We start from the raw sequence: 14,644 nt of genomic DNA on the forward strand, positions 1-14,644 counted from the left end.
CTCCGCCCCTCATCGGCTCCTCACAGCCCCTCACATCCGGAAGACGCCGAAGCCGCCACGCGCACCCTCGACAGGCGCGGTGTGGACTGCGGACAGGCACATGCCCAGCACGGTGCGGGTGTCGCGCGGGTCGATCACCCCGTCGTCGTAGAGGCGCCCCGAGAGGAACATCGGCAGCGACTCCGCCTCGATCTGCTGCTCGACCATGGCCCGCAGTCCCGCGTCGGCCTCCTCGTCGAACGGTTTGCCCTTCGCCGCCGCCGACTCCCGCATGACGATCGACATCACCCCGGCCAGCTGCTGCGGGCCCATCACGGCCGACTTCGCGCTGGGCCACGCGAACAGGAACCGCGGGTCGTAGGCGCGGCCGCACATGCCGTAGTGGCCCGCGCCGTAGCTGGCGCCCATCAGCACCGACAGATGCGGCACCTTCGAGTTGGACACCGCGTTGATCATCATGGCGCCGTGCTTGATGATGCCGCCCTGCTCGTACTCCTTGCCCACCATGTAGCCGGTGGTGTTGTGCAGGAACAGCAGGGGAATGTCGCGCTGGTTGGCGAGCTGGATGAACTGGGTGGCCTTCTGCGACTCCTCGCTGAAGAGCACACCGCGGGCGTTGGCGAGGATGCCGAGCGGGTAGCCGTGCAGCCGCGCCCAGCCCGTGACCAGACTCGTGCCGTAACGCGGCTTGAACTCGTCGAAGTCGGAGCCGTCGACGATGCGGGCGACGACGTCACGCGGGTCGAACGGCGTACGCAGGTCCCCGGGTACCACGCCGAGCAGCTCCTCCTCGTCGTACGCGGGCGGCTCCACCGTCCCGGGGGGCGGACTCCCGTGCGCCTTCCGCCAGTTGAGCCGGAAGACGACGCGCCGTGCCCGGCGCAGCGCGTCCGGCTCGTCCAGCGCGAAGTAGTCACCCAGTCCGGAGACCCGGGTGTGCATGTCCGCGCCGCCGAGCTCCTCGTCGCCCGCCTCCTCGCCGGTCGCCATCTTCACCAGCGGCGGTCCGCCGAGGAATACCTTCGACTGCTCCTTCACCATGATCACGTGATCGGACATGCCGGGGACGTAGGCCCCGCCCGCCGTCGAATTGCCGAACACCACGGCCACGGTGGGGATTCCGGCCTCCGACAGCCTGGTGAGGTCGCGGAAGAGCGCACCTCCGGGGATGAAGATCTCCTTCTGGCTGGGCAGGTCGGCGCCGCCGGACTCCACGAGGCTGATGACGGGCAGCCGGTTCGCGTACGCGATCTCGTTGGCCCGCAGCGCCTTCTTCAGCGTCCAGGGGTTGCTCGCTCCGCCCCGTACCGTCGGGTCGTTCGCCGTGATCAGGCACTCCACGCCCTCGACCACGCCGATGCCGGTCACGAGCGACGCACCGACCGCGTAGTCGCTCCCCCAGCCCGCGAGCGGGGAGAGTTCCAGGAACGGGGTGTCGGGGTCGAGCAGCAGCTCGATGCGCTCGCGGGCGAGCAACTTGCCGCGTCCGCGGTGCCGCCGAACGTACTTCTCACCGCCGCCCGCCACCGACTTGAGCAGTTCGGCGTCGAGTTCGCCGAGCCGCTCCAGCATCGTCTCCCGGGCGGCGGCGTAGTCGCCGCCCTGTACGTCCAGCGTCGAGCCCAGCACGCTCACGGGCTCACCACCCCCTCGCAGATCTCCTCCGGCACGTCGACGTGCCGTGAACGCAGCCACTCCCCCAGCGCTTTGGCCTGCGGATCGAACCGCGCCTGTGAGGCGACGCCCTGACCGAGCAGCCCCTCGACGACGAAGTTGACCGCCCACAGGTTGGGGAAGACGTGGCGCGTGACGGTCAAGTCAGCGGTCTCCGGCAGCAGTTCACGCACCGCGTCGACCGTGAGGCTGTGCGCCAGCCAACGCCACGCCTGCTCGCTGCGCACCCACACGCCCACGTTGGCGCTGCCTCCCTTGTCTCCGCTCCGCGCCCCTGCCACCGTTCCCAGCGGCACCCTGCGCACGGGCCCGCCGGGCAGCGGCTCGGGCAGCTCCGGCTCGGCGGCGGCCCGGAGCACCTGCGTCGTGAGCGGCGCGGGTACGTCCTCGCGGCGACCGTCGGGCAGCACCGCGACGTGCGGTACGCGTCCAGCCTCCTCGTACACGGCCTCGAACACCCCGTACGGTGCGCCCTTCCCGGGCGGCGCCGTCACATGGAAGCCGGGGACGCTCGCCAGCGCCAGCTCGATCGCCGCACCGCTGACCGCGCGCCCCACCGTCTCGGCGGAGGGGTCCCGTACCGCCATCCGCAGCATCGCGCTCGCCTCCTCCTGCACGGCGGCGTCCTCCCGGTCCGTGCGCGCGAGGGTCCACGTCACCTCGGCGGGACGCCGTCCGGCACGCTCCAGTGCGTCCTCCATCTGCCCTTGCACGAGTGCCGCCTTGGCCTCGATGTCGAGCCCTGTCAGGACGAAGGTCACCTCGTTGCGCCAGCCGCCCATGCGGGTCAGTCCGACCTTCAGTTCGGGCGGGGGAGCCTCTCCCCGCACGCCCTCGATCCGCACCCGGTCCCTGCCCGCGTCCCGCAGCCGCACCGTGTCCAGGCGGGCCGTCACGTCAGGCCCCGCGTAACGCGCACCCGCCGTCTCGTACAGCAGCTGCGCCGTCACGGTGCCCACGGTCACGGCGCCGCCGGTGCCGGGGTGTTTGGTGACGACGGACGTGCCGTCCGCTTCGATCTCCGCGACGGGGAAACCGGGGTGGCGCACGTCGATTCCCTCCTCCGCGAAGAAGGCGTAGTTGCCGCCCGTGGCCTGCGTCCCGCACTCCAGTACGTGACCCGCGACGACGGCTCCCGCCAGCGCGTCCCTGTCTGCGTCGGACTCCTCGGACCAGCCGAAGTGTGCGGCGGCCGCGCCGCTCACCAGCGCCGCGTCCGTGACGCGTCCGGTGACCACGATGTCGGCCCCGGCGCGCAGGCATGCGCCGATCCCCCGGCCGCCGAGGTAGGCGTTGGCGGTCAGCACGCCCTCGCCCCACGAACCCCGTGCCAGCACGTCGTCGCCCTCGACGTGCGCCACGGCGGCCGGCACTCCGACGCGGTCGCTCAACTCCCGTACTGCGGCGGCGAGTCCGGCCGGGTTCAGGCCGCCTGCGTTGACGACGATCCGTACGCCCCGCTCACGGGCGAGGGCCAGTGAGCCCTCGAGTTGCCGGAGGAACGTCCCGGCGTAGCCGCGTCCGGGGTCCTTCATGCGGTCCCTGCCGAGGATGAGCATGGTCAGTTCGGCGAGGTAGTCCCCGGTGAGGACGTCCAGCTCGCCGCCGGAGAGCATCTCCTCCATCGCCTGGAACCGGTCGCCGTAGAAGCCCGAGCAGTTCCCGACGCGGAGCACTTCCCGCCCGGTCGCTTCCCGCCCGGTCGCTTCCCGCCCGGTCACGAGCCGCTCCTCGCCGGTCGGCCCTGTCCGGGCGGGCCCGCGAACGCCTGCGCGATCTCCAGCCACCGGGCCGCGTCCGGGCCTTCGGCGGACACGTCGGCGTCGGCGGGATGCAGCCGCTGTGTCACGAGCCTGCAGAAGGCGACCGCGTCACCGGTCACGCGCTGTGCTGCGTCGGAGGGGCCGTGCACCCACAACTCACCGTCGACGCCCCGCAGTTCGACCCGGAACTCCTCGGCCGGCGGCTTCAGGCCCCGCACGGCGTAGGCGAAGTCCCTTGCGCGTACGCCGATCCGTACGACATGCCGCAGCCGTCGCGTCGGCTCGCGCCGCGCCCCCAGCGCCTCGGCCACGTCCTCGCCGTGCGCCCAGGTCTCCATGATCCGTGCGGTGGCCATTCCGGCAGCGCTCATCGACGGCCCGTACCAGGGAATGCGAGCGCCGCGCGGCACCTGGCCCAGCACCCGCAGCAGTTCCGCGCGTCCGGCACGCCACTGCTGGAGCAGCTCCGCCGGCGGCAGGGCGGCACCGCGCTCCGCGCCCTCGTCGACGAACCGGCCGGGCTCCGCCAGGGCGGCCTGGGAGGCGCGGCCGAAGGCGGCCTCGTCCGTGAGCGCCGTCAGCGACTGCCGGTCGGTCCAGGCGAGATGGGCCACCTGGTGTGCGACGGTCCAGCGCGGTGCGGGCGACGGCAGGGCCCAGTCCTCGGCCTGGATTCCCGCCACGAGACCGTCCAGTTCCTCGCCCTCGTCGCGGAGGTCCGCCAGTACGACCGCCGCCGTACCGGCGGCGGTGCCACCGGCGGCGGTGCCACCGGTGTCCGCGCCGGCACCGTCCGCGCTCTCCGCGGCATCCGTCATCGCCCGCCCGCCCCTCGCTCGTTCGGACCACGAGCGTGACAGCGAAGGCAAAAACAAGCAAGCATGCTTGGAAAATTTCCCGACCCGTTCCGGCGCCGGCCCGCCCCTGCGGCCCGGCAGCGCGGCACCGAGCCCCGGCACTTCCCGGTCCGGACGACGGGCCCATGACCGAGCCGCACAGAGTGCGGCATACAACACATAGCGGTGGCACGGAAGTAGGTTCAGACCGGACCGGCCGATGGGACACTGCCGGCGAAGTACCCGAGGAGGGACGAACGTTGGACGTCGTGGACTTACTCCTGCTGCTCTCCGGCTGCTGCGTTCTCGGAGTGGTGCGCCGGCTACGCCTCTATCCGGCGAGCTTGGAGAAACGGGAGCATGTCTACGCCGCCCGGCACCGCGACGCGCGTCGTACGTTGCGTGACGCCCGCCTCAGGAGACTGTCGGTGGAACGTACGGAACGGCGGGCCGTGAAGGCGGCGGAGCGACGCCTCGCCGAATCCGTCAGCAGCGACGAAGAACGTGCCCGGACGCTGGGAGAAGAGCGCGAGGAACTCCGGCGGCCCCCGCTGGGCGCAGCGGTGGCCGAGGACTTCGGAGAACTGCGGCTGCACAAGCACTACTTGCGGTTCCTCCGTGAGAATCCCGACGGGGAGCCCACCCCTGACGATCCCCCGATCCGGCTGGCCCACCTCACCGTCCGGGCCGAGTTGTCCACGGCGGAGAACTGCTACATCAACGTGACGATGCCCGACGGCAACAGGCGTTCCGCGGTCTATCCGCGTTCCCTGTTCAAGGAGCGGGACGTCAAGACCTTCGAGAACCGGATCCACAGACAGACACTGGACGACGCGGGGTTCGCCCGCTCACGGGAGAGCAGGGACGCCGAACTGACCGCCCGCATCGACCGGATCAGGACGGACATCGACAGGAAGAAGCAGGCGGGCCGCCGCGAGGTCGAAGAGCTGGTCGAAGCTCAGCGGACGGCGCCCGAGCGCATCAAGGCCGAGCAGGCCTGGCAGCGGGCCCGTGAGGACTGGAAGCGTGGGACCGGCCGCCTTCCACCTCTGCGGGCACGGCCCTGGAAGTGACGCGGCTCCGCCGCGCTGCACCACCAGGGCCGCACACCGTCCCGGCTCGGCACCCCACCAGCCGCAGGAGAGCTGCCGCGGACCGGTCTCCCGTTACCGTCCGCCGACCCTGCCGGAGCCGGTGCCACGCCGTCCCAGCCCCTCGGCCAGGACCTCCGCGAGATGACGGCTGGAACGCCCTTCGAGCTGCTCCAGCTGCGTACGGCAGGAGTAGCCGTCGGCCAGCAGCTCGGCACCGGACCCGGCCTCCCGCACGGCCGGGAGCAACTGGTCCTCCGCACAGGCGACGGACACCTCGTAGTGCCCCTTCTCGAAGCCGAAGTTGCCCGCCAGACCGCAGCAGCCCTTGCTCAACTCGCCCACGAGCCCCGCCCGTTCACGCAACCGCCGATCCGCGGCGTCCCCGATCACGGCATGCTGGTGGCAGTGCGTCTGGCCCGCGACGGGACGGTCGATCCGCGGCGGCTCCCAGTCCGGGGCGTACTCCTGGAGCGTCTGCGCGAACGTCCGCACCGCCGCGGCGAGCCGCCGCGCTCGCGGATCGTCGCCCAGCAGCTCCGGCACGTCGGTGCGCAGCGCCGCCGCGCAGGGCGGCTCCAGCACGGTCACGGGCAGGCCGGCGTCGAGCGCCGGCTCGATGTGGTCGAGCGTGCGGCGCATGACCTCACGGGCCAGATCGAGCTGACCGGTCGAGACGTACGTGAGGCCGCAGCACACCTGCTTCGGGGGCACCGTGACCCGCAGACCCGCGTCCTCCAGAACCCGTACGGCCGCCGAACCCGCTTCCGGCGACAGGTAGTTGGTGAACGTGTCCGGCCACAGCACCAGCGTCTTCCCGGGACCTGAACCGGTACCGCTTCCGATTTCGGTTCCGGCACCGGCACCCGGCTGCCGCCCGCCGCCGTCGCCACCCCGGCCGCGCTGCTTGCGCCACCACCGCGTGAAGGGCTCCTTCGCCAGCGGCGGGATGTCCCGCTCCGGCGCGATGCCGCCCAGCCGCTTCGCGATCGCCGCCAGCGGACGCACGCGCGCTGCCGCGTTGAGCAGGGGCGCCGTCCGGCTCGCCGCCGCGAGCCGCAGCCACTGCGGCAGCCGGCCCATCGAGTGGTGCGCCATGGGGCGCCGCCTGCCCTGATAGTGGTGGTGCATGAACTCGGCCTTGTAGGTGGCCATGTCGACGTTCACCGGGCAGTCGCTGCGGCATCCCTTGCACGACAGGCACAGGTCGAGTGCCTCGTGCACCTCCTTCGACTGCCAGCCGTCGGTGACGACTTCACCGGCGAGCATCTCGTGCAGCAGCCGGGCCCGTCCGCGCGTCGAGTGCTGCTCCTCGCCGGTGGCACGGAAGGACGGGCACATCACTCCCGAACCGGCTTCCGTGTTACGGCACTTGGCCACGCCGACGCAGCGCCGTACCGCCGCCGAGAAGTCACCGCCGTCGTGCGGATAACCGAACTCCACCTCGACCGGCTCGCGCGGCAGCGGCGCGAAACGCAGGTTCTCGTCGATGCGCGCGGGCCTCACCAGCATTCCGGGGTTGAGTCCGCCGGCCGGGTCCCACAGGTCCTTGAAGCGCCCGAAGAGCCCGACCATCTCCTGCCCGTACATCTTCGGCAGCAGCTCGGCACGCGCCTGCCCGTCGCCGTGCTCACCCGAGAGCGAACCGCCGTGCTCGACCACCAGGTCGGCCAGCTCGTAGGAGAACGTCCGGAACCGGCGGATGCCCTCGTCGCCGAGCAGGTCGAAGTCGATGCGCACGTGGATGCAGCCGTCGCCGAAGTGCCCGTACGGCAGCCCCCGCAGCCCGTGCTGCCGCAGCAGCGCCCGGAAGTCGCGCAGATACGCGCCGAGCCGGGCGGGCGGGACGGCACAGTCCTCCCAGCCGGGCCATGCCTCGCTGTCCCCCTCGCCGCCGGAGCCGCCGGGCATCCGTGTCGCCGTGCCGGAGGCGTCCTCGCGGATGCGCCACAGCGCGCGCTGCGCGGCGGGCCGGACGACGAGCCGGTGGTCTGTCACGCCGTCCGCCGCCGCGGCACGGCACAGCTCACCGGCCCGCGCCCGCGCGTGCGCCTCGTCCTCGCCCCCGACCTCGACGAACAACCAGGCGCCGCCGCGCGGCAGATCGGTCCTCGCGGCGTCGGAGACGAGGTCGTTGGCCATGCCCTCGACGGTCAGCGGCCCGTGCGGCAGGAGCCCTGCGGCGGCCTCCGCCGCGGCGCTCTCGTCGGCGTAGCCGAGCACCGCCAGCACACGCGCTCCCGGTGCGGGCACCAGCCCGACCGTTGCGCGGGTCAGCAGACCGAGCGTCCCCTCGCTGCCCGTGAACACCCTGGCCCAGTCCTCGCCCTTCTCGGGCAGCAGCTCGTCGAGCGCGTAACCCGAGATGCGGCGCGGGAGTTCGGGGAAGCCGGTGCGCAGCCGCGTGAGCTCCTGCCGCACCAGCTCCCGCGCAGCCTCCCGCAGCCGGGCGGGGACGCCCTCGCCGCCGCGGGCGAGGAGCATCCGCTCGCCTCCGTGACCGAGCACGTCGAGCTCGCGGACGTTGTCCGCGGTCGTGCCCCAGGCCACCGAATGCGAGCCGCACGAGTTGTTGCCGATCATTCCGCCGAGCGTGCACCGGCTGTGCGTCGAGGGGTCCGGGCCGAAGGTGAGGCCGTGCGGAGCTGCCGCGTCGCGGAGCCGGTCGAGGATGACTCCGGGCTGCACGACGGCGGTGCCCGCCGCGGGGTCGATCCGCTCGATGCGGTTCATATGACGTGTGAAGTCCAGTACGACGCCCGTGCCCGTGGCCTGGCCGGCGATCGACGTCCCCGCGCCGCGTGCCACCACGGGCACGTTCTGTTCGCGGCAGACGGCGAGCACCGCGGCGACGTCGTCGGCGTCCCGCGGGGCGACGACGCCCAGCGGCACGCGCCGGTAGTTCGAGGCGTCCATGGTCACGAGCGCTCGCGAGGTCGTGGAGAACTCGACCTCGCCGCCGACGGCCGCTCTCAGCGCTTGCTCCACCTCGCGGGCGTGGGCCTGCCCCGCCGCCCCGGCCGCGTCCCCTTCCTGTGCTGGTGCCTGCGTGTGCGTCCGTCGCGTGCGTCCCCGGGAGTCCCCGGCCGCCGCATCCCGTGCCTGTGCCATGGGACAAGCGTGCACGCTCACCGCCTCCGAACGGCACCCTCTCCGAGTGCGGAAACGGCAAGTCCGGCTCCGCTCCGGCCGCTCGGAACAGGGTTGTACACTCAACGTATGTACTGCGTACGCACGGTGAGGAAGCGCCTCGCACAGGCCCCTCGCCCGCTGCGTACCACTCGGGCGGAGTGCGTCACCCTCGCGCGGACCACCGCGGAGGACGGCAACGCCGAGTCCCCCAAGAACGGCTGCCGGGCGCTGCGCGGCCACGGCTAGCTAGTGCTGTGGCCGGGAAGCGGGCCGAGCCGCTTCCGCCCGGCCGGGGCCGCGCCGCCCCCCGTCTTCCCACCCACCGTGTGCGTCTCCGGCTGACGCACGCCACCCACCCGCGTCCGCGCCACCCGGCACCGGCCCGCCGTCGTACGACGACGCCCGCCGGTGACCGGGCGCGCGCCGCACCAGACCCCCGAAGGGGCCCCTGTGAAGTTGAGCGAGCTGCTGTCCGGGCACGACCACCAAGTGCTTCAGGGCGACCCGGAGACGGAGATCACCGCGGGGGTGCACTTCGAAGCGCGGCGGGTGTCCCCGGGTTCGCTGTTCATCGCGGTGCCCCGGCACCTGGAAGGCGGCAGGGAGCTCACCGGGACGGCTCTCGCACGAGGCGCGGCGGCTCTGCTCGTCCAGGCCGGCGCGGAACCCGGCACGGAAACCGGCACGGAAACGGCGGCGGAGACCTTCGCAGGCCGGGGCGTCTGCGTCGTACGCGTGCCCGACGCCCGTACCGCGGCCGCTCTCGTCACCTCGCGCTACCACGGCGAGCCCGGCCGGGGCATGGACATGGTGGCGGTCACCGGCACCAACGGGAAGACGTCCGTCGCGTCCATGATCGAGGCCCTGCTGCGGATCGCCTGCGACACCAGGACCGGTGTCATCGGGACGTCCGGCAGCCGGATCGGCGGCGAGCTGATCCCGATGCCGCGCTCCGTCCTGACCACGCCCGAGTCGCCGGACTTCCAGTACCTGCTGGCGCGCATGCGCGACCGGGGCGTCAGGAGCGTCGTGCTGGAGGCCACCTCGATGGGCCTGTTCACGCACCGCGTCGACCATGCCTTCCTCGACGTGGGGGTGTTCACCAACCTGACGCAGGATCATCTGGACGACCACGGCACGATGGAGAACTACCGCGACGCCAAGCTGCGCCTCTTCCAGGGCCTCTGCCGGCGGGCCGTCGTCAACGCCGACGACCCCGTGGGCGCGGCGGTCCCCGCGATGATGCCGGGCTCCGCGACGACGTACGCCCTCGACGCCGATGCCGACTACCGGGCATCCGACCTGGCCATGGACGCCTCGGGCACCCGGTTCACCCTGCACCACGCCGGCCGCAAGTACCCGGCGGCCGTCCCCGTCCCGGGCCGCTTCTCGGTGGCCAATGCCCTGGCGGCCGTCGCTGCCTGCCACGCGCTGGGGCACGACCTCGAAGGACTCGTCGGCGCTCTGGACCGGATGCCGCCCGTCCCCGGCCGCTTCGAGCGGTTCGAGACGCCGCGCGGCACGTCCGTGATCGTGGACTACGCCCACTCCCCGGACTCGCTCCGCAAAGTCCTTGCCGCCGTGCGCGACTTCGCACCCGCCCGCGTCATCACCGTCTTCGGCTGTGGCGGCGACAGGGACGTCACCAAGCGCGCCGAGATGGGTGAGATCGCCGGCAGCTACTCCGACCTGTGCGTCCTCACGTCCGACAACCCCCGCAACGAGGACCCCGAGACGATCCTCGACCAGATCGTCCCCGGTCTCGCCGGGACCGGCACCCCGTTCGAGCGGTTCGCCGACCGGCGGGAGGGGATCGCCCACGCCCTGTCCGTCGCGGGTGGCCGCGACACCGTCCTCGTCGCGGGACGCGGCAGCGAGACGCACCAGGCCGTCCGCGGGACGCTGCTCCCGTTCGACGACATGGCCACTGTGCGCGAGCTTGCCGGCGGCTGAAGCGCAAGGTGTCAACCTCGGGTTGACGCCTCTTCCACTGTCAACTTACGGTTGACAGCATGACGAATCCCACCGGCCTGACCAATGCCGTGCGCCTCGACGACCTCATCGAGGCCATCAAGAAAGTGCACACCGAAGTCCTCGACCAGCTCTCAGACGCCGTCATCGCCGCCGACCACCTCGGCGACGTCGCCGACCACCTGATCGGCCACTTCGTGGACCAGGCGCGGCGCTCCGGGGCGTCCTGGACGGAGATCGGCAAGAGCATGGGCGTCACCAGGCAGGCGGCCCAGAAGCGCTTCGTGCCGAAGAACGAGAGCCCGGACCTCGACCCGAGCCAGGGCTTCAGCCGCTTCACCGAACGGGCGAGGAACGTGGTGGCGGCGGCGCACAACGAGGCGCACGCGGCGGGCAACGACGAGGTCCGTCCCGAGCACCTGGTCCTGGGCCTGCTGAGCGAGCCGGAGGCCGTCGCCGCGAAGGCGATCACCGCCCAGGGCGCGGCGCCGGAGTCCGTACGGGAGGCCGTGACCGCGGCGCTGCCCGCCGCGGTCCCCGAGGTGCCCGACCTGATCCCCTACGACGCGGGGGCGCGCAAGGCCCTGGAGCTGACCTTCCGGGAGGCCCTGCGGCTCGGCCACAACTACATCGGCACGGAGCACATCCTGCTCGCGCTGCTGGAGTTCGAGGACGGCGCGGGAGTGCTCACCGGCCTCGGCGTCGACAAGGCCGCCGCGGAGGCACACGTCGTCCAGGCCGTGAAAGCCGTCGCGGACCGCGCGCGGAACGACTCCTGAGAGCACGGAGCCGGCGACGGGAGAACGGTGCGGCCGGACCGCCGACCGCGCCGGTCTCCCGTCAGGCTCCCGGTGAGTCGCGGCAGAGCTCCCCGGGGATGCTGCGGGTGGCGATGCGCACGCCCCCCACCACGCGTCCGCCCGCGATGGCCGCGGCCCGCAGACAGAAGTGCACCCACATGTTGAACTGCATCTCCTTGGCCACGCGGAGTCTGCTGTAGAGGAGTCCGGCCAGCCTGTCCCCGGCCCTGGACCACGCCTCCGTCTCGAACTCGAGCAGCCCGTCCTCCGCGACGCGCGACGTGAACTGGATCTGGCCGGCCTCCAGATGACCCCGCAGCGTCCCGAGACGGAACGAGGTCGCGTCACAGTGCAGGACGCGGACGGGCCCGTCCCAGGGGCCCGGCATCTGCACGCGGTACTCGTCCCCCTCGCACGGCGGGCCCGCCTCCCCCCGGGTCTTGTGGAAGACCGCGACAGTCGACGGCGCCACCCGGTTCAGATTCGCGGCGACGGCCCCGATCAGCTCTTCGGGGCTCATCCTGGAGCCCTCGATCCGTACGACGAAGCGCCGGCGGAACATCGGGCCGACGCCGTCCGACAGCGGCTTGGTCCACTCGTCCGTGTGGCTCTCCTCCAGCCGGGGAGGCAGGTCCCGCGCGCCTCCCGGAATCTCGCTCCGGTGCAGCGCCGTGACCCGCCAGAGGTACTGCCACGAGACGAGCATCACGCCCAGCGGGAATCGCAGCACGATGCCCGCTCTCCGTACCAGCGAAGGTCCCTGCGGTGGTGCTGCATGCGGTGTGGACATGCCCTTCATGACACCATGTGCGTTATTCGTGCGCTTTTCGGAATCGCCCTGTCGACTGCTGAGAAGGAGGTCGGTGTCTTGACCGCGAAGGTGATCCATCTCATCGGAGTACGCAGCCAGTACATCCAGGCCGCGGCCACCGGCTCCATCGCCCTGTGTCTCGTGCTGTGGATGCGCGCCGCCGGCCTCGACCAGGACGAACGGGGCAACGCCGAGCGCCGGGCGATCTTCGTCGGCCTGTGGGGTCCCACCCTGTGGATGATCAGCCAGTCGGTGGCGGAACTGGAGTGACGGACCCGCCCGGCGACGCGCCCCCCGGGCCCCGCCCCCGCCGTGGCCCGTACCGCGGCCGCCAGACCAGTGAGGCGCAACCATGCTGCGTGAGCGACGTCTGTACCGCGAGGATGCCGTCCCGGCCCTGCGTGCCCTGGCCTCCCTCGACGTCAACTACCCCGGGGCCGGAGGCCGCCCGGCCGCGGAGGCGGGCTGGCACATCGACACGCTCGTGCAGCCGCTCCCCCCGGAGGACGCGGGCGCCCCGGTCCCCGGCGGCTCCTGGGAGACCGCATGCCGCCTCGTCGGCGACTACCGGTTCGCAGAGCCGCGCATCCTCCGCTCCGTCTACGACTCGACGGCCCCGCTGCTGGGCCGGGACATGCTGCTCGAAGGCAGGTTCTACGGACTCCGCTTCGACATGGGCGTCCGCGTGACATGCGTGACGGACGAGGTCCACGGCTCCGGTGAGGACGCCCGCCGCGTGTGGGGGTGGAGCTACCGGACGCTCCAGGGCCACCTCGAACAGGGCGAGCTGACCTATGAGGTGGTCAAGCATCTGCACACCGGCGCCGTCGACTTCGTCATCACCGGGTACTCACGGCGGGCGCCCATCCGCAATCCGCTCGTCCGCCTCGGATTCATGCTGTTCGGGCGCCTCACGCAGCGCCGCTTCTACCGCCGGAGCGCCAAGCGCCTGCACCGGCTGCTCCAGGGCGAACTGCGCGGACTCCCCGCGGCGGCCATGGACACCCACCCTTCCGACGACCGTGTCGTCGTCGCCCCGGCGACCGCGCCCCTCCCGGAGGCGTTCCGCCGAATCCCCCGCAGTCACGACCGGCACCCGTAGGAGCACGCCGCACCACGATTGAACTCCGCGTGAACGGAGACCCGGCACGGTGCATCCAGCAGCGCTGCAACGGATGAAGGCGGCGGCAGTTGGGAATACAGCTCCGTCGCCGCTCCCTCCTCCGCGGGGGAACATGCCTCCGCGGAGGAGGGTCCCTCTGTCACCTCACGGGCGGGGGACTCGTCCCCCGCTCCCCCCAGGGCCGTGACCTGCCCGGCGTCTCACCCGGTGGACCTCGCCGCTTGCCGTGTAAAGCCAAGCACTAGGCTTCACCCGTGGCTGATCTCCAGATTCCCGCTGACATCAAGCCCGCCGACGGTCGATTCGGCTCGGGCCCGTCCAAGGTACGTACGGAGGCACTGGCCGCCCTGGCTGCCACCGGTACGTCACTGCTCGGCACCTCGCACCGCCAGGCCCCGGTCAAGAACCTGGTCGGCAGAGTGCGCGAAGGTGTCAAGGAACTGTTCCGGCTGCCGGAGGGCTACGAAGTCGTCCTCGGCAACGGCGGCACGACCGCCTTCTGGGACATCGCGACGCACGGACTGATCGAGTCCACGTCGCAGCACCTCTCCTTCGGCGAGTTCTCCAGCAAGTTCGCGAAGGCCGCGAAGCAGGCACCGTGGCTCGGCGCTCCGACGGTCATCGAGTCGGAGCCCGGCACCCACCCGCAGCCGCGGGCCGAGGCGGGCACCGACGTGTACGCCTTCACGCACAACGAGACCTCGACCGGTGTCGCCATGCCCATCGAGCGCGTGGCGGGTGCCGACGACGGCGCGCTGGTGCTGGTCGACGCCACCTCGGGCGCCGGCGGTCTCCCGGTCGACGTGAGCGAGAGCGACGTCTACTACTTCGCCCCGCAGAAGTCCTTCGCGTCGGAGGGCGGGCTGTGGATCGGTCTCTTCTCGCCCGCCGCCCTCGAACGGGCCGGGCGGATCGCCGCGTCCGACCGCCACATCCCGGCGTTCTTCGACCTGAAGACGGCGATCGACAACTCCCGCAAGAACCAGACGTACAACACCCCGGCCCTCTCCACGCTCTTCCTCCTGGCGGACCAGCTGGACTGGATCAACGGACAGGGCGGTCTCGACTGGGCGGTGCGCCGCACGGCCACCTCCTCCCGCACGCTCTACGGGTGGGCCGAGGAAGCCAAGTTCGCCTCGCCGTTCGTGGCCGACCCGGCCCAGCGCTCGCAGGTCGTGGGCACGATCGACTTCAACGACGACATCGACGCGGCGGCCGTCGCCAAGGTGCTGCGTGCCAACGGCGTCGTCGACACCGAGCCCTACCGGAAGCTGGGCCGCAACCAGCTGCGCGTCGCGATGTTCCCCGCGGTCGAGCCCTCCGACGTGGAGGCGCTCACCCGCTGCGTGGACTACGTGATCGAGAACCTGTAGGCGCCGCAAGCGCTGTGGGCGGGCGGGGACGGATCCGTCCCCGCCCGCCCTTCGCGCGTCCGCGCCCGGT

The 14,644-nt window shown here is 72.0% G+C and carries 12 protein-coding genes; 7 read left to right on the top strand and 5 right to left on the bottom strand.

Annotated elements, in window-relative coordinates:
* Positions 1-30: 30 nt before the first annotated feature.
* From ACFPA8_RS10050 to ACFPA8_RS10060, 3 genes are all read right to left on the bottom strand, one after another.
* On the bottom strand, positions 31-1,635 hold the full coding sequence (locus tag ACFPA8_RS10050) for an acyl-CoA carboxylase subunit beta (protein ID WP_386445556.1): 1,605 nt from the start codon (positions 1,633-1,635) through the stop codon (positions 31-33).
* Complete coding sequence (locus tag ACFPA8_RS10055; protein WP_465270234.1) at positions 1,632-3,299, bottom strand: acyclic terpene utilization AtuA family protein; 1,668 nt, start codon at positions 3,297-3,299, stop codon at positions 1,632-1,634. Before ACFPA8_RS10055 ends, ACFPA8_RS10050 begins: the two co-directional genes overlap by 4 nt.
* Before the next feature lie 92 nt (positions 3,300-3,391).
* Complete coding sequence (locus tag ACFPA8_RS10060; protein WP_386445561.1) at positions 3,392-4,255, bottom strand: TIGR03084 family metal-binding protein; 864 nt, start codon at positions 4,253-4,255, stop codon at positions 3,392-3,394.
* Between the two features lie 446 nt (positions 4,256-4,701).
* Between ACFPA8_RS10060 and ACFPA8_RS10065 the strand changes: the two genes are divergently transcribed.
* Positions 4,702-5,346 (top strand): hypothetical protein, encoded by a 645-nt coding sequence (locus ACFPA8_RS10065; RefSeq protein WP_386445563.1) that lies wholly within the window; start codon positions 4,702-4,704, stop codon positions 5,344-5,346.
* Between the two features lie 93 nt (positions 5,347-5,439).
* On the opposite strand, the gene ACFPA8_RS10070 is transcribed toward ACFPA8_RS10065, so the two are convergent.
* Entirely contained in the window at positions 5,440-8,475 is a 3,036-nt protein-coding gene (locus ACFPA8_RS10070) for an FAD-binding and (Fe-S)-binding domain-containing protein (protein WP_386445566.1), read from the bottom strand.
* A 108-nt stretch (positions 8,476-8,583) separates the two neighbouring features.
* Between ACFPA8_RS10070 and ACFPA8_RS10075 the strand changes: the two genes are divergently transcribed.
* The 3 genes from ACFPA8_RS10075 to ACFPA8_RS10085 all read left to right on the top strand — a co-directional run bounded on the left by ACFPA8_RS10075 (position 8,584) and on the right by ACFPA8_RS10085 (position 11,246).
* A complete protein-coding gene (locus ACFPA8_RS10075; protein WP_386445568.1) occupies positions 8,584-8,742 on the top strand; it encodes a hypothetical protein in 159 nt (52 codons plus the stop codon).
* 204 nt (positions 8,743-8,946) lie between these two features.
* Complete coding sequence (locus ACFPA8_RS10080; RefSeq protein ID WP_386445571.1) at positions 8,947-10,449, top strand: UDP-N-acetylmuramoyl-L-alanyl-D-glutamate--2,6-diaminopimelate ligase; 1,503 nt, start codon at positions 8,947-8,949, stop codon at positions 10,447-10,449.
* A gap of 59 nt (positions 10,450-10,508) precedes the next feature.
* Positions 10,509-11,246 carry a Clp protease N-terminal domain-containing protein gene (locus tag ACFPA8_RS10085; RefSeq protein WP_386445574.1) on the top strand — a complete coding sequence of 246 codons (738 nt, stop codon included), beginning with the start codon at positions 10,509-10,511 and terminating at the stop codon, positions 11,244-11,246.
* Between the two features lie 61 nt (positions 11,247-11,307).
* On the opposite strand, the gene ACFPA8_RS10090 is transcribed toward ACFPA8_RS10085, so the two are convergent.
* Positions 11,308-12,057, bottom strand: coding sequence for a DUF1990 family protein (locus ACFPA8_RS10090; RefSeq protein WP_386445577.1), 750 nt, complete (start codon positions 12,055-12,057; stop codon positions 11,308-11,310).
* Between the two features lie 78 nt (positions 12,058-12,135).
* On the opposite strand from ACFPA8_RS10090, the gene ACFPA8_RS10095 reads away from it, so the two are divergent.
* The 3 genes from ACFPA8_RS10095 to serC all read left to right on the top strand — a co-directional run bounded on the left by ACFPA8_RS10095 (position 12,136) and on the right by serC (position 14,574).
* The gene (locus ACFPA8_RS10095) at positions 12,136-12,348 is read left to right on the top strand and encodes a hypothetical protein (RefSeq protein WP_386445579.1); all 213 of its coding nucleotides are present in this window, start codon (positions 12,136-12,138) and stop codon (positions 12,346-12,348) included.
* 82 nt (positions 12,349-12,430) lie between these two features.
* Complete coding sequence (locus tag ACFPA8_RS10100; protein ID WP_386445582.1) at positions 12,431-13,180, top strand: DUF1990 family protein; 750 nt, start codon at positions 12,431-12,433, stop codon at positions 13,178-13,180.
* Positions 13,181-13,455: 275 nt separating this feature from the next.
* On the top strand, positions 13,456-14,574 hold the full coding sequence (gene serC, locus ACFPA8_RS10105; protein WP_386445585.1) for a phosphoserine transaminase: 1,119 nt from the start codon (positions 13,456-13,458) through the stop codon (positions 14,572-14,574).
* Positions 14,575-14,644: the final 70 nt, after the last annotated feature.

Origin of the sequence: Streptomyces ovatisporus (genome assembly GCF_042653885.1) — a bacterium.
GTDB classification, from domain to species: Bacteria; Actinomycetota; Actinomycetes; order Streptomycetales; family Streptomycetaceae; genus Streptomyces; species Streptomyces ovatisporus.

Excerpts from the sequence above, each read along its gene's own strand:
- ACFPA8_RS10055 (WP_465270234.1), bottom strand. The coding sequence starts at position 3,299 with ATGGAGGAGATGCTCTCCGGCGGCGAGCTGGACGTCCTCACCGGGGAC.
- ACFPA8_RS10060 (WP_386445561.1), bottom strand. The coding sequence starts at position 4,255 with ATGACGGATGCCGCGGAGAGCGCGGACGGTGCCGGCGCGGACACCGGT.
- ACFPA8_RS10070 (WP_386445566.1), bottom strand. The coding sequence starts at position 8,475 with ATGGCACAGGCACGGGATGCGGCGGCCGGGGACTCCCGGGGACGCACG.
- ACFPA8_RS10075 (WP_386445568.1), top strand. The coding sequence starts at position 8,584 with ATGTACTGCGTACGCACGGTGAGGAAGCGCCTCGCACAGGCCCCTCGC.
- ACFPA8_RS10085 (WP_386445574.1), top strand. The coding sequence starts at position 10,509 with ATGACGAATCCCACCGGCCTGACCAATGCCGTGCGCCTCGACGACCTC.
- ACFPA8_RS10090 (WP_386445577.1), bottom strand. The coding sequence starts at position 12,057 with ATGTCCACACCGCATGCAGCACCACCGCAGGGACCTTCGCTGGTACGG.
- ACFPA8_RS10100 (WP_386445582.1), top strand. The coding sequence starts at position 12,431 with ATGCTGCGTGAGCGACGTCTGTACCGCGAGGATGCCGTCCCGGCCCTG.